This window comes from Mesorhizobium sp. M0306 (assembly GCF_040321655.1).
GTDB lineage: Bacteria > Pseudomonadota > Alphaproteobacteria > Rhizobiales > Rhizobiaceae > Mesorhizobium.
In genome coordinates, this window is sequence record NZ_JAMYRY010000017.1 from 88,399 (window position 1) to 112,456 (window position 24,058).

Annotated in this window: 22 protein-coding genes and 1 pseudogene; 10 read left to right on the forward strand and 13 right to left on the reverse strand. The window is 63.5% G+C overall.

Features of this window, described 5'->3' with window-relative positions; translation table 11 throughout:
• Positions 1-12: 12 nt before the first annotated feature.
• The gene (locus NKI95_RS21785; protein WP_352719312.1) at positions 13-2,517 is read right to left on the reverse strand and encodes a heavy metal translocating P-type ATPase; all 2,505 of its coding nucleotides are present in this window, start codon (positions 2,515-2,517) and stop codon (positions 13-15) included.
• Between the two features lie 227 nt (positions 2,518-2,744).
• Here NKI95_RS21785 and NKI95_RS21790 point away from each other — a divergent pair, with 227 nt between their 5' ends.
• Both NKI95_RS21790 and murJ read left to right on the forward strand, forming a co-directional pair.
• Entirely contained in the window at positions 2,745-5,543 is a 2,799-nt protein-coding gene (locus NKI95_RS21790) for a [protein-PII] uridylyltransferase (protein WP_352517229.1), read from the forward strand.
• Positions 5,544-5,589: 46 nt separating this feature from the next.
• Positions 5,590-7,188, forward strand: coding sequence for a murein biosynthesis integral membrane protein MurJ (murJ, locus tag NKI95_RS21795; protein WP_352719313.1), 1,599 nt, complete (start codon positions 5,590-5,592; stop codon positions 7,186-7,188).
• Here the strand turns inward: murJ and NKI95_RS21800 are convergent.
• A complete protein-coding gene (locus NKI95_RS21800; protein WP_352719314.1) occupies positions 7,163-7,567 on the reverse strand; it encodes a type II toxin-antitoxin system VapC family toxin in 405 nt (134 codons plus the stop codon). The genes murJ and NKI95_RS21800 overlap by 26 nt on opposite strands.
• Positions 7,567-7,812, reverse strand: a complete 246-nt coding sequence (locus NKI95_RS21805) for a type II toxin-antitoxin system VapB family antitoxin (RefSeq protein ID WP_023676383.1) — start codon at positions 7,810-7,812, stop codon at positions 7,567-7,569. Before NKI95_RS21805 ends, NKI95_RS21800 begins: the two co-directional genes overlap by 1 nt.
• Positions 7,813-8,166: 354 nt before the next feature.
• Between NKI95_RS21805 and trpS the strand changes: the two genes are divergently transcribed.
• The 3 genes from trpS to NKI95_RS21820 all read left to right on the forward strand — a co-directional run bounded on the left by trpS (position 8,167) and on the right by NKI95_RS21820 (position 11,042).
• Entirely contained in the window at positions 8,167-9,243 is a 1,077-nt protein-coding gene (gene trpS / locus NKI95_RS21810; RefSeq protein WP_352719315.1) for a tryptophan--tRNA ligase, read from the forward strand.
• Positions 9,244-9,435: 192 nt separating this feature from the next.
• Positions 9,436-9,927: a universal stress protein gene (locus NKI95_RS21815; RefSeq protein ID WP_107649287.1), complete on the forward strand. Its 492-nt coding sequence runs from the start codon at positions 9,436-9,438 to the stop codon at positions 9,925-9,927.
• A 545-nt stretch (positions 9,928-10,472) separates the two neighbouring features.
• Complete coding sequence (locus NKI95_RS21820; protein ID WP_292664553.1) at positions 10,473-11,042, forward strand: NifU family protein; 570 nt, start codon at positions 10,473-10,475, stop codon at positions 11,040-11,042.
• Positions 11,043-11,152: 110 nt separating this feature from the next.
• Here the strand turns inward: NKI95_RS21820 and NKI95_RS21825 are convergent, their stop codons facing one another.
• Positions 11,153-11,770 (reverse strand): L,D-transpeptidase, encoded by a 618-nt coding sequence (locus NKI95_RS21825; RefSeq protein ID WP_352719316.1) that lies wholly within the window; start codon positions 11,768-11,770, stop codon positions 11,153-11,155.
• Between the two features lie 223 nt (positions 11,771-11,993).
• On the opposite strand from NKI95_RS21825, the pseudogene NKI95_RS21830 reads away from it, so the two are divergent.
• A pseudogene (locus NKI95_RS21830) lies at positions 11,994-12,068 on the forward strand (MerR family DNA-binding transcriptional regulator); the annotation flags it as partial.
• Positions 12,069-12,108: 40 nt separating this feature from the next.
• Here the strand turns inward: NKI95_RS21830 and NKI95_RS21835 are convergent.
• The 3 genes from NKI95_RS21835 to NKI95_RS21845 form a co-directional block, all read right to left on the reverse strand.
• Entirely contained in the window at positions 12,109-12,234 is a 126-nt protein-coding gene (locus NKI95_RS21835; RefSeq protein ID WP_352467528.1) for a hypothetical protein, read from the reverse strand.
• Positions 12,235-12,426: a hypothetical protein gene (locus tag NKI95_RS21840; RefSeq protein ID WP_352719317.1), complete on the reverse strand. Its 192-nt coding sequence runs from the start codon at positions 12,424-12,426 to the stop codon at positions 12,235-12,237. It lies immediately after the preceding gene.
• Positions 12,427-12,527: 101 nt separating this feature from the next.
• A complete protein-coding gene (locus tag NKI95_RS21845; RefSeq protein ID WP_023717906.1) occupies positions 12,528-12,854 on the reverse strand; it encodes a GYD domain-containing protein in 327 nt (108 codons plus the stop codon).
• Between the two features lie 153 nt (positions 12,855-13,007).
• Here NKI95_RS21845 and NKI95_RS21850 point away from each other — a divergent pair, with 153 nt between their 5' ends.
• Positions 13,008-13,307, forward strand: a complete 300-nt coding sequence (locus NKI95_RS21850) for a DUF1330 domain-containing protein (RefSeq protein WP_023717905.1) — start codon at positions 13,008-13,010, stop codon at positions 13,305-13,307.
• Positions 13,308-14,049: 742 nt separating this feature from the next.
• Positions 14,050-14,550 (forward strand): MmcB family DNA repair protein, encoded by a 501-nt coding sequence (locus NKI95_RS21855; protein WP_352719334.1) that lies wholly within the window; start codon positions 14,050-14,052, stop codon positions 14,548-14,550.
• A gap of 357 nt (positions 14,551-14,907) precedes the next feature.
• On the opposite strand, the gene NKI95_RS21860 is transcribed toward NKI95_RS21855, so the two are convergent.
• The 6 genes from NKI95_RS21860 to NKI95_RS21885 form a co-directional block, all read right to left on the reverse strand.
• Positions 14,908-15,216 (reverse strand): formate dehydrogenase subunit delta, encoded by a 309-nt coding sequence (locus tag NKI95_RS21860; RefSeq protein ID WP_352467525.1) that lies wholly within the window; start codon positions 15,214-15,216, stop codon positions 14,908-14,910.
• On the reverse strand, positions 15,206-16,033 hold the full coding sequence (gene fdhD / locus NKI95_RS21865; protein ID WP_502908434.1) for a formate dehydrogenase accessory sulfurtransferase FdhD: 828 nt from the start codon (positions 16,031-16,033) through the stop codon (positions 15,206-15,208). Before fdhD ends, NKI95_RS21860 begins: the two co-directional genes overlap by 11 nt.
• Before the next feature lie 183 nt (positions 16,034-16,216).
• On the reverse strand, positions 16,217-19,129 hold the full coding sequence (gene fdhF / locus NKI95_RS21870) for a formate dehydrogenase subunit alpha (protein WP_352719319.1): 2,913 nt from the start codon (positions 19,127-19,129) through the stop codon (positions 16,217-16,219).
• A gap of 12 nt (positions 19,130-19,141) precedes the next feature.
• Positions 19,142-20,698 (reverse strand): formate dehydrogenase beta subunit, encoded by a 1,557-nt coding sequence (locus NKI95_RS21875; protein WP_352719320.1) that lies wholly within the window; start codon positions 20,696-20,698, stop codon positions 19,142-19,144.
• The gene (locus tag NKI95_RS21880; protein ID WP_292656094.1) at positions 20,695-21,174 is read right to left on the reverse strand and encodes a formate dehydrogenase subunit gamma; all 480 of its coding nucleotides are present in this window, start codon (positions 21,172-21,174) and stop codon (positions 20,695-20,697) included. Before NKI95_RS21880 ends, NKI95_RS21875 begins: the two co-directional genes overlap by 4 nt.
• Positions 21,175-21,307: 133 nt before the next feature.
• Positions 21,308-22,207 carry a LysR family transcriptional regulator gene (locus NKI95_RS21885; protein ID WP_023717897.1) on the reverse strand — a complete coding sequence of 300 codons (900 nt, stop codon included), beginning with the start codon at positions 22,205-22,207 and terminating at the stop codon, positions 21,308-21,310.
• Positions 22,208-22,396: 189 nt separating this feature from the next.
• On the opposite strand from NKI95_RS21885, the gene NKI95_RS21890 reads away from it, so the two are divergent.
• Both NKI95_RS21890 and NKI95_RS21895 read left to right on the forward strand, forming a co-directional pair.
• Positions 22,397-23,038, forward strand: coding sequence for a DUF47 family protein (locus NKI95_RS21890; protein WP_352719321.1), 642 nt, complete (start codon positions 22,397-22,399; stop codon positions 23,036-23,038).
• On the forward strand, positions 23,038-24,042 hold the full coding sequence (locus NKI95_RS21895; RefSeq protein WP_352719322.1) for an inorganic phosphate transporter: 1,005 nt from the start codon (positions 23,038-23,040) through the stop codon (positions 24,040-24,042). The genes NKI95_RS21890 and NKI95_RS21895 overlap by 1 nt, the downstream gene beginning before the upstream one ends.
• Positions 24,043-24,058 lie beyond the last annotated feature (16 nt).

Below are 24,058 nucleotides of genomic sequence, written 5' to 3' on the forward strand. Positions count from 1 at the left end.
TGGAAGTTTTACTCAGAGTTTCAACGTCCTGAGCCGCAATGCGTTGGCGATGACCGAAACCGAAGACAGGCTCATCGCCGCCGCCGCAATCATCGGCGACAGCAGCGTGCCGGTGAGCGGATAAAGCACGCCGGCAGCAACCGGCACGCCAAGCACATTGTAGAGGAAAGCGAAAAACAGGTTCTGGCGGATGTTGCGGATCGTCGCGCGGGCCAGCGTCCTCGCCCTGACGATGCCGTTTAGGTCGCCCTTGACCAGCGTAATTCCCGCACTTTCGACCGCAACATCGGCGCCGGTGCCCATGGCGATGCCGACATCGGCGGCGGCAAGTGCGGGCGCATCGTTGACGCCGTCGCCGGCCATGGCAACGCCGGCACCGCCGGCGCGCAACTCCTCGACCAGCGCGTTCTTCTGCTCCGGCAGCAGGCCGGCACGCACCGCGTCGATGCCGAGCTTGGCTGCGATGGCCTTGGCCGTGCGCTCATTGTCGCCGGTCGCCATGACGATCTTCAGCCCGCTGTCATGCAGGGCCTTGATCGCCTCGGCTGTCGTCGCCTTGATCGGATCGGCGACGGCAACGAGGCCGGCGAGCTTGCCTGCGACAGCGACGAACATCGCGGTCTTGCCATCGGCCTGCAGCGTCTCGGCGCTGGCCAGGACCGATGCCGTATCGATGCCGAGATCGGCCATCATCGCGGCATTGCCGAGCGCCACCTTCTGTCCCGAGACCGTGCCGGAAACACCCTTACCGGTGATAGCCTCGAAACCGCTCGCGTCGGGGACCTTCACGCCGCGTTCGCGGGCGCCTTCGACGATGGCCTCGGCCAGCGGATGCTCCGAGCCTTTTTCCAGCCCGGCGGCGAGCGCCAGCAGATCGTCCTGTGCCATGCCTTCGACGGCAACGACGTCGGTCAGTCGCGGCCGGCCTTCGGTCAGCGTTCCCGTCTTGTCGACGATCAGCGTATCGACCGAGGCAAAGCGCTCGAGCGCCGCCGCTTCCTTGATCAGCACGCCGGCATGCGCGCCGCGCCCGGTGGCGGTCATGATCGACATTGGCGTCGCAAGGCCGAGTGCACACGGACAGGCGATAATCAGCACCGAGACCGCCGAGACGATGGCAAAGACCAGGCTGGGTTCCGGTCCGACGATCGCCCAGGCGACGAACGCAATGATGGCGACCAGCACGACGGCCGGGACGAAGTAGAACGAGACGCGGTCGGCCAACCCCTGGATCGGCGCGCGCGAGCGCTGCGCCTTGGCGACCAGCTCGACGATGCGTGCCAGCGTCGTCTCGGCGCCGATCTTTTCGGCGCGCATGACCAGCGAGCCGTTCTTGTTGAGCGTGCCGCCGGTGAGGTTGTCGCCTTCGGTCTTTTCGACCGGCAGCGGCTCGCCCGTGATCATCGATTCGTCGATGGAAGAGCGTCCTTCGAGCACAATGCCGTCGACCGGCACTGCGTCACCGGGGCGGATGCGCAAGCGGTCGCCGGCCTTGACAATATCGAGCGGCACGTCGTTTTCGGAACCGTCCGCGCCGATCAGCCGCGCCGTCTTCGGCGCCAGGTCGAGAAGCGCACGGATCGCCGAACCGGTTTTCTCACGGGCGCGCAATTCCAGCACCTGGCCGAGGAACACCAGCGCGACGATCACCGCCGCCGCCTCGAAATAGACCGGCACGGTGCCGTCATGGCCGCGGAACTGGTGCGGAAAGAGGCCAGGAAACAGCGTGGCGACGACGCTGTAGAGATAGGCAGCACCGACGCCGAGCGAAATCAGCGTCCACATATTGGGGCTGCGGTTGAGGATCGAATCCCAGCCGCGGTGGAAGAACGGGAATGCCGCCCACAGCACCACGGGGCTGGCCAGCGCCAGTTCCAGCCAGACCTTCGCACGGTCGTCGATGAAGGCCTGGAACGTCAGGCCGAGCATCGGTGCCATGGCGATGACCAGCAACGGCACGGACAGCACCGCGCTCACCCACAACCGCCTGGTGAAGTCGACCAGTTCGGGGTTCGGACCCTCGTCGCCGGTCGGCACCCCCATCGGCTCCAGCGCCATGCCGCAGATCGGGCACGAGCCGGGCTTGTCGCGGATGATTTCGGGATGCATCGGGCAGGTGTATTGCGTGCCCTTGGGCATTGCCTGCGGTGCCGGCCTGTCGCCGAGATACTTTGCCGGCTCGGCCTCGAATTTCGCCTGGCAAGCGGCCGAGCAGAAATAGAAACCCTGACCCTCGTGCCGCAAAAAGTGCCTGGCCGTGGCACGGTCGACGCTCATGCCGCAGACGGGATCGGTGGCGGTCAGATATTTCTGGGGTTCGGCGACGAATTTCGAACGGCAGCTTTCGCTGCAGAAATGATAGCGATGGCCGCCATGCCCGGCGGTAGGCTTGCCGGCGGCCGGATCGACGGTCATGCCGCAGACCGGATCGCGGATGACGGCGTCCGCAGCAGAGGAGGCGCCCTTTGCCGAGCAACGGCTGCCATGGGCGTGATGATGGTGATCGGAATGCGTCATGCCGAAAGCCCCTGTATTTCGATGTTGCGGCGGAGGTAGTGCTTCCAGTAACGGGAAGGTCAAGGGCTGTTTTCGATTTTTCGCGCCCATGCCCCTAACCGCCCGGCCGCGGGCGCGAGACGATCGTCCCGTTCCACCGCTGCGGAGAACGCGTCCGTCCGCCCCATACCCAGCGCCGCGAAAACGCGCTATAGACGCCGCCGAAACGGCGAGGCCGAACGGCATTTATGGCAAGAATATCCCTGAAGCTCGAGGAACTGATCGACGGCGAAGCCTTGCGCCGCGAGATGACCGAACTGACCGCGGCCACGGCAGGCGACGGTTCGGGCAAGGCCGCGCGCAGCGGCGTCCTCAAGCTTCTCAAAAGCCGGCTCGCCGACGGCCGCACTGTCGCCGAACGCATGCTGATGGACGATGGCAGCGGCACCGCCTGCGCCGCCCGGCTGTCGCATCTGATGGATGAGATCATCCGTGCGCTCTACGATTTCGCCGCCACCCATGTCTATCGCGTCAAAAACCCGTCATCGGCCGAGCGCATGGCGGTCGTTGCCGTCGGCGGCTATGGCCGCGGCACGCTGGCGCCGGGGTCCGACATCGATCTGCTGTTCCTGCTGCCCTACAAGCAGACGCCGTGGGGCGAGCAGATCGTCGAATATATGCTCTACATGCTGTGGGACCTCGGCCTGAAGGTCGGCCACGCGACGCGCAACATCGACGAATGCCTTAGGCTGTCGCGCACCGACATCACCATCCGCACCTCGATCCTGGAAGCGCGCTTCCTGTGGGGCGAGCAAAAGCTCTATGACGAGCTTTTGCAGCGCTTCGATCACGAGGTGGTGCGCACCACCGGCCCTGAATATGTCCAGGCCAAGCTCGCCGAACGCGACGAGCGCCACGCCAAGGCCGGCGAGAGCCGCTATCTGGTCGAACCCAACGTCAAGGACGGCAAGGGCGGCCTGCGCGACCTGCAGACGCTGTTCTGGATCGCCAAGTATTTCTACCGGGTGCGCACCGGCGAGGAACTGGTCGACAAGGGCGTCTTCACCGACGCCGAATACCGGGAATTCCAGAAGGCCGAGGACTTCCTGTGGGCGGTGCGCTGCCACATGCATTTCCTCACTGGCAAGGCCGAGGAGCGGCTGCATTTCGACATCCAGCGCGACATCGCCGAGCGGCTCGGCTACACCACCCATCCCGGCCTGTCGGCGGTCGAGCGCTTCATGAAGCACTACTTCCTCGTCGCCAAGGACGTCGGCGACCTGACCCGCATCTTCTGTGCCGCGCTGGAAGAGGAGCAGGCCAAGCATGTGCCGGGCTTCAACCGCATCTTTCTCACCTTCTCGCGCCGCAAGCGCAAGCTCGCCGGCACGGCCGATTTCATCGTCGACAACCACCGCATCAACATCGCCGACGACGAAGTGTTCGAGCGCGACCCGGTCAACTTGCTCAGGCTGTTCTGGTTCGCCGACAAGCACGGCCTGGAATTCCACCCCGATGCGCTGAAGCTTTTGACCCGCTCGCTCGGCCTCGTCGGCAAGGCGCTCAGGCGCGACGAGGAGGCCAACCGGCTGTTCCTCGACATCTTGACCTCGGACCGTAACGCCGAGCTCAATCTGCGGCGCATGAACGAGGCCGGACTGCTTGCTAAGCTAATCCCGGACTTCGGCAAGATCGTCGCCATGATGCAGTTCTCGATGTACCACCACTACACCGTGGACGAGCATTTGATCCGCTGCATCGGCGTGCTGGCCGAGATCGAACGCGGCGACGGCGAAAAGGTCCATCCGCTTTCCCACGCGCTGATGCCGGGGCTGAAGAAGAGCCGCGAGGCGCTCTATGTCGCCGTGCTGCTGCACGACATCGCCAAGGGCAGGCCGGAAGACCATTCGCAAGCCGGCGCCAGGATCGCCCGGCGCATCTGCCCGCATATGGGGCTCTCGCCGGCCGACACCGAAACGGTCGCCTGGCTGGTCGAGAACCACCTCGTCATGTCGATGACCGCGCAGACCCGCGATCTCAACGACCGCAAGACGATCGAGGATTTTGCCGCGATTGTGCAGTCGGTCGAACGGCTGAAGATGCTGCTTGTGCTTACCGTCTGCGATATCCGCGGTGTCGGGCCTGGTGTCTGGAACGGCTGGAAGGGCCAGTTGCTGCGTACGCTCTACTACGAGACCGAGCTTTTGTTGACTGGGGGGTTTTCGGAGGTGTCGCGCGCCAAACGGACGGCGGCGGCGCGCGAACAACTGGCCGAGGCGCTTGCCGACTGGCCGGAAAAGGCCCGCAAGCGTTATGTCGGCCAGCACTACGAGAACTATCTGCTGGCGGTCGATCTTCCCGACCAGGTGCGCCATGCCGAATTCATCCGCGAGGCCGACCATGCCGGCAAGAAGCTGGCCACAATGGTCAAGACCCACCAGTTCGAGGCGGTGACCGAGATCACGGTGCTGGCGCAGGACCATCCACGCCTGCTCTCGGTGATTGCCGGCGCCTGTGCTGCGGCCGGCGGCAATATCGTCGACGCGCAGATCTTCACCACTTCGGACGGCCGCGCGCTCGACACCATCCTGATCTCGAGGGAGTTCGACCGCGACGAGGACGAGCGCCGCCGTGCCGAGCGCGTCGGCCGGCTGATCGAGGATGTTCTGTCGGGCAAGAGCTGGCTGCCCGAAATGATCGAGAAGCGCACCAAGCCTCGGCGCGGCGCCAAGGTTTTCCGTATTCCGCCACGCGCCGAGATCCGCAATACGCTGTCGAACCGGTTCTCGGTGATCGAGGTCGAGGGGCTGGACAGGCCGGGCCTTCTGTCGGAGATCACCGGCATGTTGTCGGACCTGTCGCTCGACATCGCCTCAGCCCACATCACCACCTTCGGCGAAAAAGTCATCGACACGTTCTACGTCACCGATCTCACCGGCCAGAAGATCGACAGCCCGTCGCGTACGGCGACCATTCGCAACAGGCTGATCGCGGTGCTCGAGGGCACCGCGTCCGAGCGCGGCAAGACCAAAACGGCCGCCGAGTGACTGTCACCTTCCATTTGCCCCAATCCCGCAGGCAGACTTCGAGCGCATGAGCCTTGTCAAGAAATTCGCCACCGTCGCTTCCGGCACGCTGATGAGCCGGGCCCTCGGCTTCGGCCGCGAGATGCTGATGGCTGCCGCACTCGGCACCGGGCCGATCGCCGACGCCTTCAACGCCGCCTTCCAGTTCCCCAACACCTTTCGCCGGCTGTTTGCCGAAGGCGCCTTCAACGCCGCCTTCGTGCCGCTGTTTGCCAAGGAGATCGAGACACATGGCACCGATGGCGCCAAGCGCTTTTCCGAAGAGGTGTTCGGCGTCTTGTTCACGGCGCTTCTGGCGCTGACCATCGCCATGGAACTGGCGATGCCGCTGATCGTGCGCTACCTGGTGGCGCCGGGCTTTGCCGACACGCCGGGAAAATTCGAGACGACGGTGGCGCTGGCGACCGTCATGTTCCCATACCTGATCTGCATGTCGCTCGGCGCCATGATGGCCGGCATGCTGAATTCGCTGCGCCGCTATTTCGCCGCCGCGGTGGCGCCGGTGTTCCTCAACGTCATCCTCATCGCCGTGCTTGCCTATGCTTGGTACAAGGGTTCGGACGCCTGCACCGTCGGTTTCGGTCTGGCCTGGGGTGTGCTGGCGGCCGGCTTGGTGCAGCTGGCGATCGTCTGGGCGGCGGTGCGCCATGCCGGCATTTCGATCGGCTTCCGGCGGCCGAAGATGACGCCGAACGTCAAGCGGCTGCTGATCCTGGCGCTGCCGGCGGCGATCACCGGCGGCATCACCCAGATCAACCAGCTGATCGGCACGGCGATCGCGTCGGCGCAGGACAGCGCGGTGTCGTCGCTGGCCTATGCCGACCGCGTTTACCAGCTGCCGTTGGGCGTCGTCGGCGTCGCCGTCGCCATCGTGCTTTTGCCGGAACTGTCGCGGGCGCTGAAATCAGGCAATCTGGTCGAGGCCGCCAATCTGCAGAACCGCTCGGTCGAGTTTACCCTTTTCATGACCTTGCCGGCGGCGGCCGCCCTGCTGGTCATGTCCGAGCCGATCGTGCGGCTGGTCTATGAGCGCGGCGCCTTTGCCGCCAACAATTCGACGCCGACGGTCGCGGCAATCCTGGCGATTTTCGGCCTCGGCCTGCCGGCCTTCGTGCTGATCAAGGCGTTCACCCCAGGCTATTTCGCCCGCGAGGACACGCGCACGCCGATGATTTTTGCCGCTATCTCGGTGGCGGTTAACATTACGACGGCGCTGACGCTGTTTCCGACCATGGGCGCGCCCGGCATTGCCGTTGCCTCCGCCGTCGCAGGCTGGGTCAATGCGTTCATGCTGCTCGCCGTGCTGATCCGGCGCGGCCATTGGGGCCGCGACGTGCCGCTCATGAAACGCATCCCGCGGCTGGTGCTGTCGGCGGCGGTGATGGCCGCGGCGCTCTATTTTGCCGAGCACTGGTTCGCCGCAAAGCTGGCTTCCGGCTCGCCTCTGGTGATCCAGGCGGTAACCCTGCTTGCGCTCGTCGCCGGCGGGGCGCTGCTCTACTTCGTCACCGCCTTCGCCACCGGCGGCGCAGATTTCGGCATGATCCGCCGCAATATCGGGCGGAAGGGGTCCCAGCCGGTCAAGCAACAGTCTCCAGATCCGTGAAGCGGAATTCGTCCGCCGTCGAAAGCATCGGAACGGCGTAGTAGCGCGCACAGGCGTAGTGGAAACAGTCGGCCATGTTCAGTCGGCCAGCGTTGTTGCGAAACCGCGACGCAGCCTCAACAGACAGGGATGCCGCGTCAGAGGCAGGCGGAAGCTCCCGCAAGGTGATTCCACGCTCTTCGAGAAAACGGCTGACTATCTCCAGGCTTGTGGCGACCGGGATGGCTAGCTTTTCCGATCGCGAAAGCGCCATCGCGGCTTCCCAAACCGCGATGGCCGACGTGAACGGAGCCGACGCTTTCATGACCGCCTGCGCGCAGCGCTGGGCTTCGGTCTCGTTGCTCAGTATTGCAACGATAGCGGCTGCATCGATGAACATCAGTCTTCGCCGGACAATTCGTCGTAGACCGAGCGCGGCAGCGGCTTGCGCGCCTGCTCGCTCAGCTCAATACCGAACTCGGCCCGGAGCCGTGCCGCCGTCTCCAGCGGCGTCTCGCGATTGCGTCGGCGCTCCAGAGCTTCGCGCATGGCGATCACGATTGCCTCGGTGATGCCGACACCTTCAAGCCTGGCAAAAGCCCGCGTCAGGCTGTCAGCTTCCTTGTTGTTGATGTTGATCGTCATTGTTTTGCTTCCGCGGTGTAGCATATATTATGTAGCTATCTACATCAGTCCGTCAATGTAGGCCTGGCCAAATCGAAGCGATTGCCAAGGCGAGCTATTTTGTTCTTGCTTTGTGCCGGCAGCTATGCTACTAATTTCGGTATGGTGCTGATTGGCGCCGAGGACCCGCCGCAAGGCGGGTTTTGTTTCTGGTCGGCGCCATCCCCCTCAAACAGCCTTCTGCTCGGCCGACGCCAAAGCCCCGCGTGACGTGGCCAACGCCCTCTTGATCGTCTCCTCGCTCTCGTCCATAAGCGCGCCGTCGCAAGACTTTCGCCGCGCGCGAAACGGCCCTCCACAAGCCAGGGAAACACCATGACCGATCAGCCCCCCTTCAAACCGCTCGTCTTTTCCGGCGTCCAGCCAACCGGCAATCTGCATCTCGGCAATTATCTCGGCGCCATCAAGAAATTCGTCGCCCTGCAGGACACCTCCGACTGCATCTATTGCGTCGTCGATCTGCATTCGCTGACCGCACAGCTCGTCTATGAGGATCTTCAGGACCAGACGCGTTCGATCACCGCGGCGTTTCTCGCCTCCGGCATCGATCCGAACAAGCACATCGTCTTCAACCAGTCGCGGGTGATGCAGCACGCCGAGCTTGCCTGGGTCTTCAACTGCGTGGCGCGCATCGGCTGGATGAACCGCATGACGCAGTTCAAGGACAAGGCCGGCAAGGACCGCGAGAACGCCTCGCTCGGCCTGCTCGCCTATCCCTCCCTGATGGCCGCCGACATCCTTGTCTACCGCGCCACCCACGTGCCGGTCGGCGACGACCAGAAGCAGCATCTGGAGCTGACCCGAGACATCGCGCAGAAATTCAACAACGACTTTTCGGACCGCATCGCAGCGCTTGGCGTCGGCGTCGAGATGCAGGTCGGCGAAGAGACGGTGAACGGCTATTTCCCGCTGACCGAGCCGGTCATCGGCGGCCCGGCGGCGCGCATCATGTCGCTGCGCGACGGTTCGAAAAAGATGTCGAAATCCGACCCGTCGGACCTGTCGCGCATCAACCTGACCGACGATGCCGATGCCATCTCGAAGAAGATCCGCAAGGCCAAGACCGACCCGGAAGCCTTGCCCGGCGAACTGGACGGGCTTGCCGGCCGGCCGGAAGCGGAAAACCTCGTCGGCATCTATGCCGGCCTCGCCGAAATCTCGAAAGAGGCCGTGCTGAAGGAATTTGGCGGCCAGCAGTTTTCGGTGTTCAAGCCGGCGCTGGCCGATCTCGCCGTGGAAAAGCTGGCGCCGATCGCCGGCGAGATGCGCCGCATCTCCGATGACCGCGCCTATGTCGACGCGGTGTTGCGGGATGGCGGCGAGCGTGCCGGCACATTGGCCGAAGCGACGATGAAGACCGTGCGCGACATTATCGGCCTGCTGCAAAGCTAATGCATGTCGCGCAAAAGTGTGCAGCGGTTTTGCGATAACGACATGCATAAAACAAGAACCTGAAGCGCGTCGCATGAGGCTGGTCGAACGCGACGCGCTTTAAGCTGCACCAGCATCGCCACAGCCGCCGGTCGCTTGCGGGCGGGCTGCGGCGGTGGCAGATTGCGACCGAAACCATCGAACAGGGTGAATATGGTCTCCAAACGCCTCAGCCGCGAAGCCGGTCATCGCCGCAAGTTCCTGGCGATCATCGACGACACGCCCGAATGCGAGCGCGCCGTCGCCTACGCCTCGAAGCGGGCGCAAAGCACGAGCGGCGTGCTGGTGCTGCTCTATGTCATCGAGCCGGATGATTTCCAGCACTGGCTGGGCGTCGAGAAGATCATGCGCGAGGAGGCGACCGCCACGGCGCGCGCGGCACTCGACAGCTACGCCAACAAGGTGCGCCAGAAGCTCGGCATCGAGCCGGAGCTGGTGGTGCGCGAAGGCAAGCCGACCGAAGAGATCCACAAGCTGATCGAGGAAGACCAGGACATCGCCATCCTGGTGCTAGCGGCAGGCGCCGGCAAGGAAGGGCCTGGGCCGCTGGTCGGTGCGGTCGCCGGCAAGGGCGCCGCCTTTCCTATCCCGGTCACGGTGGTGCCGCAGAACCTGTCGGACGAGGAGATCGACAGCTTGGCCTAGGGTACGTTCAGCGGGCCTGCGACGAACCGATCGGGCCAATGTTGCGGGGCCAAAAAGGACCCTGTCGTTCAGCGCCGCGACGCTCGAAGGTCACGGCATGGATCCCAGGGTCTCCGCTACGTCGCTTCGCTCCTGCTTCGCCCTGGGATGACGAAGGCGTGGTGGCTTATGGCTAATCGCAGGCGTGAGAGATACGGCTCTCGGGTGGGCCGATGGCAAGTCGCAGGCGTTCAAAATGAGCCGGAGCGTCCCTCCTTTCGTCATCCCAGGGCGGAGCAAGGAGCGAAGCGACGCGGCGCAGACCCTGGGATCCATGCCGTTACAGTGGTCCAAGAACGCAGCGATGCAGTGGTTGCTTACGGCCGGTGAGTATCATTGCATGAACGGCATCGTTGGCGCTTCAGGAAGACGCACGGCGCTACAGAAGAAAATTCATTCCACCAGCCAGTCGTTCCCCGCGACGCCTTTCGCTTGAATGTCGGGCGGATAAAGCCTAATTAGAATTATTCCAAACTAGCTGCCCCGAAACGGGCACGGAGACGGCCATGTTCATCCAGACCGAGTCGACGCCAAACCCGGCGACGCTGAAATTCCTGCCCGGCAAGGAAGTGCTGCAAGAAGGCACCGCCGATTTCCGTGATGCCGATAGCGCCGCAACGGCTTCGCCGTTGGCCGGCCGGCTGTTCGAGATCCCCGGCGTCACCGGCGTCTTCTTCGGCTATGATTTCATCACCGTGACCAAGGACGGCCCCGACTGGCAGCATCTGAAGCCGGCTATCCTCGGCGCCATCATGGAGCATTTCATGTCCGGCGCCCCGGTGATGGCCAAGGCCGGCCCCGCCGCCGAGACCAGCCAGACCGGCGAATTCTACGACAAGGCCGACGAGGAGCTGGTCCTCACCATCAAGGAGCTGCTCGACACGCGGGTGCGCCCGGCCGTTGCCCAGGATGGCGGCGACATCACCTTCCGCGGCTTCGAGAACGGCACGGTATTCCTGCACATGAAAGGCGCCTGCGCCGGCTGCCCGTCGTCGACGGCGACGCTGAAGCACGGCATCCAGAACCTGCTCCGGCACTTTGTGCCGGAAGTGCAGCATGTCGAACAGGTTTCCTGACACGCCGTTCCATCTTCAACTTCCGCAGACAACAAAAAACCGGGCTCAAGTGCCCGGTTTTCTGTTTGCGACGTCTGTGTTGTTGCCTAGACGGTCCGCGTATGAGGGCTTTATATTACAATGACCTTGGCGCCGACCGAGGTGCGGTCGTAGAGGTCGATAATGTCCTGGTTCATCAGCCGGATACAGCCCGACGACATCGCCTTGCCGATCGAATTCCATTCCGGGCTGCCATGCAGGCGATAGCCCATATCGCCGCCCTTGTTGAACAGGTACATGGCGCGCGCGCCGAGCGGGTTCTTCAATCCCGGCTCCATGCCGCCGGCAAACTTGGTCAGCTCCGGCTGGCGCCTAATCATCTGCGACGGCGGCGTCCAGGTCGGCCATTCGCGCTTCAGCGCGATATGTGCAGTGCCGTGCCATTCGAAACCCTCACGGCCGACGCCGATGCCGTAACGCATCGCCTCGCCGTCGCCCATGACGAAATAGAGGAATTTGTTCTGCGTATCGACGATGATGGTGCCCGGCTTTTCCCTGGTGTCGTAGTCGACGATCTGCCGGCGGTATTTGAACGGCACCTTTTCGATCGGGATGCGCGGCAGGTGATAGCCGGCATCGGTCACCGCGCCGTAGTTGTTGGTGAAGATCTGCGACCCGATGGTGCTGCAACCGGCGACAGCTGTCGACAGCGCCAGGGCCGCGACGATTGCAAGTGACTTCATGCGCATGAAAAGGTCCGATGCCCTGCCCAAACAACAGCGGCTCGAGTCGGCCGCTTTTTCATCTTCATTCATGCTGGCATTTGCTTTGCTTGCCAAGCGGGCGATGCCTATATCCTTGGACTTGCATGCTGGTAAACCTGCGACTATGGCATTTCGGCAACAGCCTCCGCAGGATTATGCTGCAAAATCAATAGGCCAGGAACAAAAGCCACGAGACGAGGAAATCACCATGGATGTCGGTGACGCTGCCCGGCGCTCTGGCCTGCCGGCCAAGACCATCCGTTACTACGAGGAGATCGGCCTGAGACGCGGCCGCTGCAGGAGATGATCCTGACGGGCCGGGTTCAATAAAGGACGCCGCGAAGCACGGTCCAGGCCAGAAGCCCGAACGTGCCGATCACCACCAATGCACCAAGGACCGTGCCGATCTTTTCAGGCAGTCCATCGGGGCGACCAGGATCGTCGGCCATTCAACTATCGATCATGACGTAGGCGGCACCAAACACGGCAACGATGATTGCCCCAAGCACCGCCCAGCCTCTGATGGCCGAGCGGATTTCCTCCGGCGTCGCCGATTTCCGGTCGTCATCTTCCGTCGTGGTGTGCTCCTCGTAAAAAATCCCGTGGCCGACATTGAAAGCGCAAGCTGCCGGCGCTGCCAAGAGGGTGCAGCGGACATTTTTTGCGCAAAAGTGTAGGAACGGGCGCCGTTCGAGAGCAAGCGTTCCCCAGCCTTCGACACTCCGCAAAGCAGGGGCGGCCGTCACGATCCCGGTGGGCGATAGCGGATCGACTTCGCTTTCCCAAGCGCGTCCATCGTCTCTTCGACACTTAACAGCACGGTGGTCTCGTACGAGCTGAGCGCGCCTCCCGCACCGATTGCGAGCATGACGGATGCCATCGACACATTGTCCGGCGCCTCCCACAGGTTCCAGCCATCGTACTCTCCGAAGGCATACCAGAACCCGTGCAGCTTTCCGCCCACCGACTCGATGTAGGAACGGGCAGCCTCGCGTCTATCCTCGGGATTGTCCATCAAGCGCGCCCAGGTTTCGGGCCTGTAGCTGAATCGCGTGAGATACATCGGCATGGTTCGTCTCCTCCCAGAGCTGCCCCCACCAAGACAGTTAAGCGCCGCAATCCGGGAGAACGCGAGTCGTTTCCGAGGCGTAGTACCGCTGGCTTAGTTGCGGGACCGCTAATAGACCTGTTTCAATTGCCTTTCCCAAGGGGAGTAAGGTCAATGGCCGCATATCTCATTGCTGATGTAGACATAACCGACGCCGCCGTCTTCGAGGAATACCGCCGGGACGTGCCTGCAACCGAAGCCCGCTACGGGGGGAGGTACATCGCTCGCGGCGGAGCCACCAAAGTTCTGGAAGGCGATTGGGAGCCTCATCGCCTCGTCATTGTCGAATTCCCCGACATGGCTTCCCTCCTGGCATGGTACGATTCTCCAGAATACGGCCGGCTCAAGGCCATCCGCGAACGCTGCGCAAAGACGAGAATTATTGCTCTGGAGGGCATGATGCCGGTTAGCTGAGGCCTGTTCGATGACAATGGCAAATCTGAGTTGCCATATCTGGTGCGGCCCGGCGACAGGACAGGAGCATTTTGATATGAATCAGCAAGCTTCAAACTTGCGGCCGGGAATGACGGCCAACGATGGGAGGATGACGCCGGAAGCGCTCATTGAATGGGACCTACATATCAATATGACCCAACACCGGATCGGCAGGCGGTGTTACCGTGTGACCTAGGGTTGTGTCATGGCGTTGAAAATGCCGGCGCCAACTATCGCACATAAGGCTGCGGCCCCAAGCCCTCCCACAATGATGCACCACCAGGCGCGGCCATTTCCCCGAAGCATGGGATTCATTTTTATCATCCGTCGCGCCAGAAGCCCCTGGTAGAGTGCATAAGAAGACCCGAAACCGGCGAGCCAAATAACGGAAAATACGACGCCCCGCGTGAGCATCCTATTGAGCCTAGTCTGGTCGATCGTCAAACTTGCAATCTCAGTAACCATGCTTCGCCACCTTTTTGATTATGCTGCGACCACTTTCGGGCCTGCAGCGGTGAATATTAGATCAACCGCGACGCCTCGCGAAAACATAGCTCCCCTCACCAGTAAGAACCGCATTCATAACGCGAGCGGCCCGCCTTGTGGAAGGGCGGGCCTTGTAGCGCCCGCTCCACAGTATTTTGCAGATTAGGTTTGTCAGCCAGATAATCGCACTGAAAACCGGGTTCAAACCGTGAACAAAATCTGGCATGGTGCGGCCATGCCGATCATCTCACCTCTTCCCCTCAACCCGCTCATCGACGGCCGCCAGTCGGAGCGTGCCATGCTGGTTCGTCGCGGCGTGCAGCGGCTGCTCAAGCAGATGGGCGCGCATGTCTTGCCCGAACTGTCGCTGGCGACCGGGCGCCGCGCCGATCTCGTGGCGCTGACCCGCCAGGGCGACATCTGGATCATCGAGATCAAATCCTCGATCGAGGATTTCAGGGTCGACCGCAAATGGCCGGACTACCGGCTGCATTCCGACCGCTTCTTCTTCGCCACGCATCCCGGCGTGCCCCAGGAAATCTTTCCGGAAGAGTGCGGCTTCATTCTCTCGGACGGCTATGGTGCTGAGATTTTGCGCGATGCGCCCGAGCACCGCATGGCGGCGGCGACACGCAAGGCGCTGATGCTGAGGATCGCGCGCGCCGGTGCTGCGCGGTTGCTGGCGGCGGAGCTTGCTGGCGTGTCGGTGCCGGCGCTGGAGGGTGAGAGCGAGTAGGGGTTTCCCTCTCCGTAGTCATGGAGGCTTGCGCTGCCCCGGCTGCCGCCACCTTGCATAAGAGATGATGTATGACTGCGGTGTTCCGCAAGTAACGCCAACAGCCGGGTGTAGCCTTCGTCTTCCCAGTGCAGGTCGAGATTGGAAATGAAACCCGGCACGAAGACCAGATCGAGCGATCCCTGGCCGACCACCTGATAGGCGATCCGCACGTCGCCACTGAGCGCGTATCGAGTTTCGATCGGCCTCACGAGGTTGTCCGCCCGACCCGACGATTTCTTATCGCCGGATCATAGCAGAGGCGCGCAGCTTGCGGCAGATGAAACTATAGAGAGTGTGAATGTAGGTCCGCGGCGCCTACTTCTGTGACGCGGCGGTAGTCTCGGTGTTCGCACCGCCGACGCTAAAACCTGCGCCCTCCGGCGCGCCCGGCCGCTTGATGTGAGGCGCGGCCGCGACGACAAGCTCGTTGAACCCTTCGCCGCCGCTATCCAGCATCTCGAACAATTGCCGGCGCATCCGCGGCTCCCAGAACTTGTTGATGTGCTCGGCGACGCCGGCAATGCCTTGCTCGCGCGGCTTGGAGTGGAAAAAGGCGGCGATCTGGTTGGCCATGCGAACCAGCTTTTCGCTGGTGCTCATGAGGTGGCCTTCGTCATGCGACATGCTTGGCAACTCCGGAAACCACGCGGTCAGGATGGGTGAAAATATCGAAATCGTCGCCGCGCACCAGCGCCACCAGCGTCATGCCGGCGTCGTCCGCGGTGCGGATGGCAAGTGCCGTCGGCGCCGAGACGGCGATGATGAAGGCAGCACCGATCGCCGCGGTCTTCTGCACCATCTCGACCGAAACGCGCGACGTCACGACGACGGCCCCCGACCTGCCGTCGATACCGGCTTTGGCCAGGGCGCCGGCCAGCTTGTCCAGCGCATTGTGACGGCCGACATCCTCGCGCGCCATGACGATGCCCTTGCCGGGGAGGTAAAAACCGGCCGCGTGGACCGCGCCGGTCTCGGCGTGCAGCGGCTGCACCTTCGACAAAAGCTTGACCGAGCGAACGATATCGTCGGCCTGAAGCGTAAGCGTTGACGCGCCGACCGGATCGACCGAGCGCATTGCTTCCTCGATCGATTCGATGCCGCACAGCCCGCAGCCGACCGGGCCGGCCAGCCGTCTGCGACGCGCCTCGAAGCGGGTGTTGGCGCTGTCCTTCAGCCTGATCTGGATATCGATTCCGGCGCCGTGATCCTCGACCTCGATCGCTTCGATTTCGTCTGGCGAGGCAATGATGCCTTCGGTCAGCGAGAAGCCGAGCGCGAAATCCTCGAAATCGGCCGGGCTTGCCATCATCACCGCATGCGTGGTGCCGGCAAAGGAGAATGCTACCGGCGTCTCTTCCGGCACCATGCGGTTGGCGGCCGCGGTGCCGCCGGCGCGGCGCGCGAGGCGGCTGATCTGGGTGACAGCACGACGTTTGGGCATCACGCGGCACCCCCCTCTGGCCTACCGGCCATCTCCCCCTCAAGAGGGGAGATTGGCAGTTCAGACGTAAGGCACCCTTCGACGCTGGTGATTGGCGAAAGCCGAGATGACATCCAATCTCCCCCCTTGAGGGGGAGATGGCCGGTAGGCCAGAGGGGGGTGCTCCGGCACGACGCCAAAACGCTACTCCGCCGCTTCCAACTTCGCGATGCGGCGGCTTTGCTTCGCCTGCTCGTCATAGTCGCGCTGCCATTCCGACGGGCCGTTGGATGCACCCACCTGCACCGCGGTCACCTTGTATTCCGGGCAGTTGGTCGCCCAGTCGGAGAAGTCGGTGGTGATGACGTTGGCCTGGGTGTCGGGATGGTGGAAGGTCGTATAGACGACGCCCGGCGACACCCGCTCGGTGATCAGCGCGCGCAGCGTCGTCTCGCCGGAGCGGCTGGTCAGCCGCACCCAGTCGCCGTCGCGCAGGCCGCGATTTTCGGCATCGTGCGGATGGATCTCCAGCCGGTCCTCGCTATGCCACACGACGTTGTCGGTGCGCCGGGTCTGCGCGCCGACATTGTATTGCGACAGGATGCGGCCGGTGGTCAGCAGCAGGGGAAAGCGCGGTCCGGTCCTTTCGTCGGTCGCCACGTATTCGGTGCGGATGAACTTGCCCTTGCCGCGCACGAAGCCGCCAATATGCATGATCGGCGTGCCTTCCGGCGACTTCTCGTTGCAGGGCCACTGCACCGAGCCCACCCGGTCGAGAAGGTCGAAGGAAACGCCGGCGAAACTCGGCGTCGTCTTGGCGATCTCGTCCATGATCTCAGACGGATGCGTGTAGTTCCAGCCGAGGCCGAGCGCCTTGGCGAGCTCCTGCGTCGTCTCCCAGTCGGCATAGCCGCATTTCGGCTCCATCACCTTGCGCACCATGTTGATGCGGCGCTCGGCATTGGTGAAGGTGCCGTCCTTCTCGAGGAAGGTCGAGCCGGGCAGGAAGACATGCGCGTAGTTGGCCGTCTCGTTGAGGAAGAGGTCGTGCACGACCACACATTCCATCGCGGCGAGACCCGCGGCGACATGCTTGGTGTCGGGGTCCGACTGCAGGATGTCCTCGCCCTGCACATAGAGGCCCTTGAACGAGCCGTCGACGGCTGCGTCCAACATGTTGGGGATGCGCAGGCCGGGCTCGTCGTCGAGCTTGACGCCCCACAGGCTCTCATAGATAGCGCGCACGGCGTCGCCTGAGATGTGGCGATAGCCGGGAAGCTCGTGGGGGAACGAGCCCATGTCGCAGGAGCCCTGCACATTGTTCTGGCCGCGCAGCGGGTTCACGCCGACGCCCGGCCGGCCGATATTGCCGGTCGCCATGGCGAGGTTGGCAATGGCGATGACGGTGGTCGAGCCCTGGCTGTGCTCGGTCACGCCGAGGCCGTAATAGATCGCGCCGTTGCCGCCGCGGGCATAGAGCCGGGCTGCACCGCGTATGTCGTCGGGATCGACGTTGGCGAGCTGGCCGACGACCTCCGGGCTGTTTTCCGGCAATGCCACGAACGATGCCCAATCCTGGAACTCGTCCCAGTCGCAGCGCTCGCGGATGAAGGCCTCGTCGAACAGGCCTTCGGTGACGATGACATGGGCGAGCGCTGTCAGCATGGCGACGTTGGTGCCCGGCTTCAGCGGCAGATGGAATTGCGCCTCGACATGGGCCGAGCGCACGATGTCGGTGCGGCGCGGATCGAGCACGATCAGCTTGGCGCCCTGGCGCATGCGCTTTTTCATGCGCGATGCGAACACCGGATGCGCATCGGTCGGATTGGCGCCGATCAGCAGGATGACGTCCGTCTGCTCGATCGAATCGAAATCCTGCGTGCCGGCGGAGGTGCCGAAGGTCTGGCCGAGGCCATAGCCGGTCGGCGAATGGCAGACGCGGGCGCAGGTGTCGACATTGTTGTTGCGGAAGCCCTGCCGGACCAACTTCTGGACGAGGTAGGTTTCCTCGTTGGTGCAGCGCGACGAGGTGATGCCGCCGATCGAGGTGCGGCCGTACTGGTATTGGATGCGGCGGAATTCGTTCGCCGTATGGGTGAGCGCCTCTTCCCACGACACTTCGCGCCACGGATCGCTGACCTTCTCGCGGATCATCGGCTTCAGGATCCGGTCCTTGTGCGTCGCATAGCCATAGGCGAAGCGGCCCTTGACGCAGGAGTGGCCGTGGTTGGCCTTGCCTGCCTTGTAGGGCATCATGCGGATGACGTCGTCGCCCTTGACCTCGGCCTTGAACGAACAGCCGACGCCGCAATAGGCACAGGTGGTGACGGTCGAGCGCTCGGGCAGGCCCTTCGCCAGCACGGTCTTTTCCCTCAGCGCATCGGTCGGGCAGGCCTGCACGCAGGCCCCGCACGACACGCATTCGGAATCGACGAACGCCTCGTGCATGCCGGCCGAGACCCTGGATTCGAAGCCGCGGCCCTCGATGGTCAGCGCAAACGTGCCCTGCACCTCTTCACAAGCGCGCACGCAGCGCGAGCACACGATGCACTGCGCCGGATCGTAGGTGAAATAGGGGTTCGATTCATCACGCGCGATATAGTCGATGGTCAGCGAGCCATGGCCGGGCGCCACGCCGTTTTCCTGCTTGACGTGGTTGCGGCCGTCCACGCCATAGCGGTTCTCGGTCAGGCCGACCGTCCTGACGACCTTGTCGAACTCGCTGGCGCCGGTGCCGGCCTTCTCGCCCCACGCCGCCGGGTGGTCGGAGACATAGAGTTCCATCACGCCGCGGCGGATGGCGTCTAGCCGGTCGCTCTGCGTATGCACGACCATGCCTTCGCCGACCGGCGTCGTGCACGAGGCCGGCGTGCCGCCGCGCCCATCGATCTCGACGAGGCAGACCCGGCAGGAGCCGAACGAATCCAGCATGTCGGTGGCGCAGAGTTTCGGGATTTCGACGCCCGCTTCCATCGAAGCGCGCATGATAGAGGTCCCCGCCGGCACCGTCACCGACTTGCCGTCGACGGTCAGCGTTACCTGCTGTTCGGCTTCCGAGGCGGGTGTGCCGTAGTCGATTTCCTGGACCAGCGATTTGATGTCGAATGCCGCGTTCATGCCTGTCCGCTCCTATTCCGCTGCTTCGGCGACCGGCGTCGGCCGAAAGTCGTCCGGGAAATGGTTGAGTGCACTCATCACTGGATATGGGGTGAAGCCGCCGAGAGCGCAAAGCGAGCCGAACTTCATCGTGTTGCAAAGGTCGGTGACCAGCGCGATCTGCTTTTCCGGTTCGACGTTCTGGGCGAGCCGGTCCAGCACCTCGACGCCGCGCGTCGAGCCGACGCGGCACGGCGTGCACTTGCCGCAGCTTTCGATAGCGCAGAATTCCATGGCAAAGCGTGCCTGCTTCAGCATGTCGGCGCTGTCGTCGAAAACGACGATGCCGGCATGGCCGATCAGCCCGTCCTTGGCGGCAAACGCCTCGTAGTCGAACGGCGTGTCGAACAGGGCGCGCGGGAAATAGGCGCCGAGCGGGCCACCCACTTGTACCGCCTTGACCGGACGCCCCGTCGCCGTGCCGCCGCCGATGTCGTCGACGATTTCACCCAGCGTCATGCCGAACGCGGCCTCGTAGAGACCGGGATACTTCACGTTGCCGGCAATCTGGATCGGGATGGTGCCGCGCGAACGGCCCATGCCGAAATCCTTGTAGAAGGCGGCGCCCTTGTCCATGATCACCGGCACCGAGGCCAGCGAGATGACGTTGTTGATTACCGTCGGCTTGCCGAACAGGCCCTTGTGCGCCGGCAGCGGCGGCTTGGCCCGCACCTGTCCGCGCTTGCCTTCGAGGCTGTCGAGCAGGGCGGTCTCCTCGCCGCAGACATAGGCGCCGGCACCGACGCGGACTTCCATGTCGAATGAATTGGCCGAGCCGAGCACATTGACGCCGAGCAAGCCGGCCTTGCGGGCGATCTCGACGGCCTTCTGCATCACCGCCACCGCATGCGGGTATTCGGAGCGGATATAGATGAAGCCCTTGGTCGCGCCGGTGGCAATGCCGGCGATCGCCATGCCTTCGATCAGCACGAAGGGGTCGCCTTCCATGATCATGCGGTCGGCGAACGTGCCGGAATCGCCTTCATCGGCATTGCAGACGATGTATTTGCGGTCGGCCGACGTATCGAGCACCGTCTTCCACTTGATGCCGGTCGGGAAGCCGGCGCCGCCACGACCGCGCAGCCCGGACTCGGTCACCTGTTTGACGACGTCGGACGGCGTCATCGCCACTGCATTCTGCAGGCCTTTCAGCCCGCCATGCGCCTTGTAGTGATCGAGCGACAGCGGATCGGTGACGCCGCAGCGCGCAAAGGTCAGCCGCGTCTGTTTGGCCAGGAACGGGATCTTGTCCGGCGTACCCAGCCAGCGCTTGTGGTGGCCGCCGGTGAGGAAGCCGCAGTCGAACAGGCTTTTGACGTCGGATGGCTTCACCGGCCCATAGGCGACGCGGCCAGTGGCTGTCGCCACTTCGACCATCGGCTCGAGGAAATAGGCGCCGCGCGAGCCGTTGCGCACGATCTTGGCCTCGATGCCGCGCTCGGCCAATTCCGCCCGAATCGCCTTGGCGACCTTTTCCGCGCCGAGCGCCAGCGCGCCGGAATCGCCCGGAATATAGATACGCGGGATCATGAGCGCACCTCGGCAACGATTTCATTGAGCTTTTCGTCGTCGAGCCGCCCGATCACCTCACCGTCCAGCATCGCCGACGGCGAGCAGGCGCAAAGGCCGAGGCAATAGACCGGCTCCAGCGTCACCGAACCGTCGCGGGTTGTCTCGTGGAAGCCTATGCCCAGCAATGATTTGAGCTTGGCGGCGATCGCATCCGAACCCATCGACTGGCAGGCTTCCGCCTGGCAGAGCTTCAGCACATGCCTGCCGGCCGGCTGGCTGCGATAATCGTGATAGAAAGTGACGACGCCATGCACCTCGGCCCTGGAGATGTTCAGCGCCTCGGCGATCACGGGCAGCGCGTCCTGCGGCACATAGCCGAACTCTTCCTGTATACCGTGAAGGATCGGCAACAGCGGGCCTTCGAGGCCTTTCAGCTCCTGGATGATCGCCGCCGTGCGCGATGCGATCTCGGTACTTGCAGGCTGCATCGTCATGCAGCGCCCTCCCTGGTCGTGGCGGTCTTCCGCTAAGTGCTTAAGAAATCAGAGGAAACCCGCTAAATCAATAAAGCCGATCCGTTGCTCGATAGAAATCTTCTATCGATCGCGTTCACCAGCATTGTCTAGCCTAGCGGCGGGCGCGGAAATCGTCCGCCAGCGCCATTGCCTCGTCCAACAGCGCCGAGACCAGCGGCGTGTGCGGTTCGCGCGGCGCGGCCACCAGCCCGACGGTGTGGCTGGCATCCGGCTCGACGATCGGGATAGCCCGGATCGGCTCGGAAAAGCCGAACGTTTCCGCAAGGTTAAGCGGCATGATCGACGACCATTTGCCGGTGCGGATATGCGAAAACAGCACGATCATCGAGTTGGATTCCAAAGTCGGCCGCACCTGCACGCCGGCTTCGGCCAGATGCTGGTCGATGATGCGGCGGTTCTGCATGTCCGGCGTCAGCAGGCAGAGCGGCAGCTGGCTGAGTTCCGCCCATGTCACTTTGTCGCGGTCGAAATAGGGGTTCCCGACGGCGGTGATCAGCTGGTAGCGCTCGTCGTAGAGCGGCACGCTGGTGACGCGTCCGAGCGGCTCGTTGTCGAGATAGGTGATGCCGGCGTCAATGTCGAAATTGCCGAGCAGCGACAGCACCTCGATCGATGTCCGCGACAGCACCGAGAAGGTAACGCCGGGGTGCTTTGCCCGAAACGGCGTCGTCAATCGCGCCACCATGGCCAGCGCCGTCGGGATCGCGGCGATACGGATGCGCCCTGACAAGCCGTGGCGTGCCGCCCGCATCTCCTCGCGCATGGTCCTGCTATCGCCGACGATGCGGCGCGCCCACACCAGCACCTGCTTGCCTTCCGGCGTCAGCCCCTGGAAGCGCGAGCCGCGCAGCACCAGCATCACGCCGAGCTGGCCCTCCAGCTGCTTGATGCCGGCCGAAAGCGTCGGTTGGGTGACGCCGCACACCTCCGCCGCCCGGCCGAAATGTTCTTCCCTGGCAAGTGCTATGAAGAATTCCAGCTTGTCGATCATGCCGTCGGGAGCCTGTCACGGACGCTGTGTCCGATCGTAGCGCGCAACGTCGTGGAAATCGCCTTCGGCCGCAAGCCGCCTGTAAATCGTCCGCATCCACATCTTTCAGCCGGCTTACTGTTTCCCGCGATGGCATGCAGCGCTATGTGGATGGAACTGGTCGTGGACCGACACGACGGGAGACCGAACATGCTGGGCTGGTTCCGCAAGCTTTTGCCGCGCGAAGATCGCTTCTTCGACCTGTTCGAGCGGCATTCCCGCACCGTGGTCGCTGGCGCCGAGGCACTGCAGCAGCTTTTGCAGGGCAACGACATCGACCGCTGGTGTCAGACGATCATCGATCTCGAGGACGAAGCCGATCAGATCACCGCGGAAGTGCTGCTGGCCGTGCGCCGCTCCTTTATCACGCCCTTCGACCGCGGCGACATCAAGGACCTGATCCAGTCGATGGATGATGCCATCGACATGATGCACAAGACCGTCAAGACGGTAAGGCTGTTCGAAAAGAAGGAATTCGACCCGCTGATGCAGGAAATGGGGGGCGTCGTCGTCGAGGCCGCCAAGTTGGTGGCCGAGGCGATCCCGCTGCTCGGCGAGGTCGGGGCGCATACGGTGCGCCTCAACGCCATCGCCGAGGAGGTCATGCGCGCGGAAGGCCGGGCCGACGACCTGCACGAGCAGGGCCTGAAGGACCTGTTCAAGCGGCACGGCCGCAGCGATCCGATGGCCTATCTGATCGGCAGCGAGATCTACGGCGAGCTGGAAAAGGTGGTCGATCGCTTCGAGGACGTCGCCAACGAAATCAGCGGCATCGTCATCGAGAACGTATAGTGGAAGCCGCAATAGCCTTTCCCGTGCTGGTCGGCCTTGTCTTCGTCGCGCTGTTCTTCGATTTCCTTAACGGCCTGCACGATGCCGCCAACTCCATCGCCACCATCGTCTCCACCCGGGTGCTTCGGCCGCATTATGCGGTGTTCTGGGCGGCCTTCTTCAATTTCATCGCCTTCATGTTCTTCGGTCTCCACGTGGCGGAGACGCTGGGAACCGGCATCATCGACGCCAGCATCGTCACGCCGGCAGTGATCTTCGCAGCACTTGTCGGCGCCATCGTCTGGAACATCGTCACCTGGCTCGTCGGCATCCCGTCCAGCAGCTCACACGCACTGATCGGCGGTTTGGTCGGCGCCGGCGTTGCCAAGGCAGGCACCGGCGCTATCGTCTGGGCCGGATTGGGCAAGACCACGGCAGCCATCGTGCTATCGCCGGCGGCGGGATTTCTGCTGGCGCTCATCTTGATCCTTGCGGTTTCCTGGCTGTTCGTGCGGCAGACGCCGTTCGCAGTCGACAGCACGTTCCGCGTCATGCAGTTCTTTTCCGCCTCGCTCTATTCGCTCGGCCATGGCGGCAACGACGCGCAGAAGACGATGGGCATCATAGCCGTGCTGCTCTATTCGCAAGGCATGCTCGGCGCGAATTTTTACGTGCCGCTGTGGGTCGTCATCACCTGTCAGTCGGCGCTGGCGCTGGGCACATTGCTCGGTGGCTGGCGCATCGTCCACACAATGGGCTCGAAGATCACCCGGCTGAACCCGATGCAGGGTTTCTGCGCCGAGACCGGCGGTGCGATCACCCTGTTCGCCGCCACCTGGCTCGGTATTCCGGTATCGACCACGCACACGATCACCGGCGCCATCATTGGCGTCGGCGCCGCCCGCCGCGTCTCCGCCGTTCGCTGGGGCATTGCCGGCAACATCGTGGTGGCATGGATCGTCACCCTGCCGGCAACCGCGGCGATCGCGGCTCTCACCTACCTCGCGGTCGGCCTGGCATGGTGACAGCACCGCAGCACTG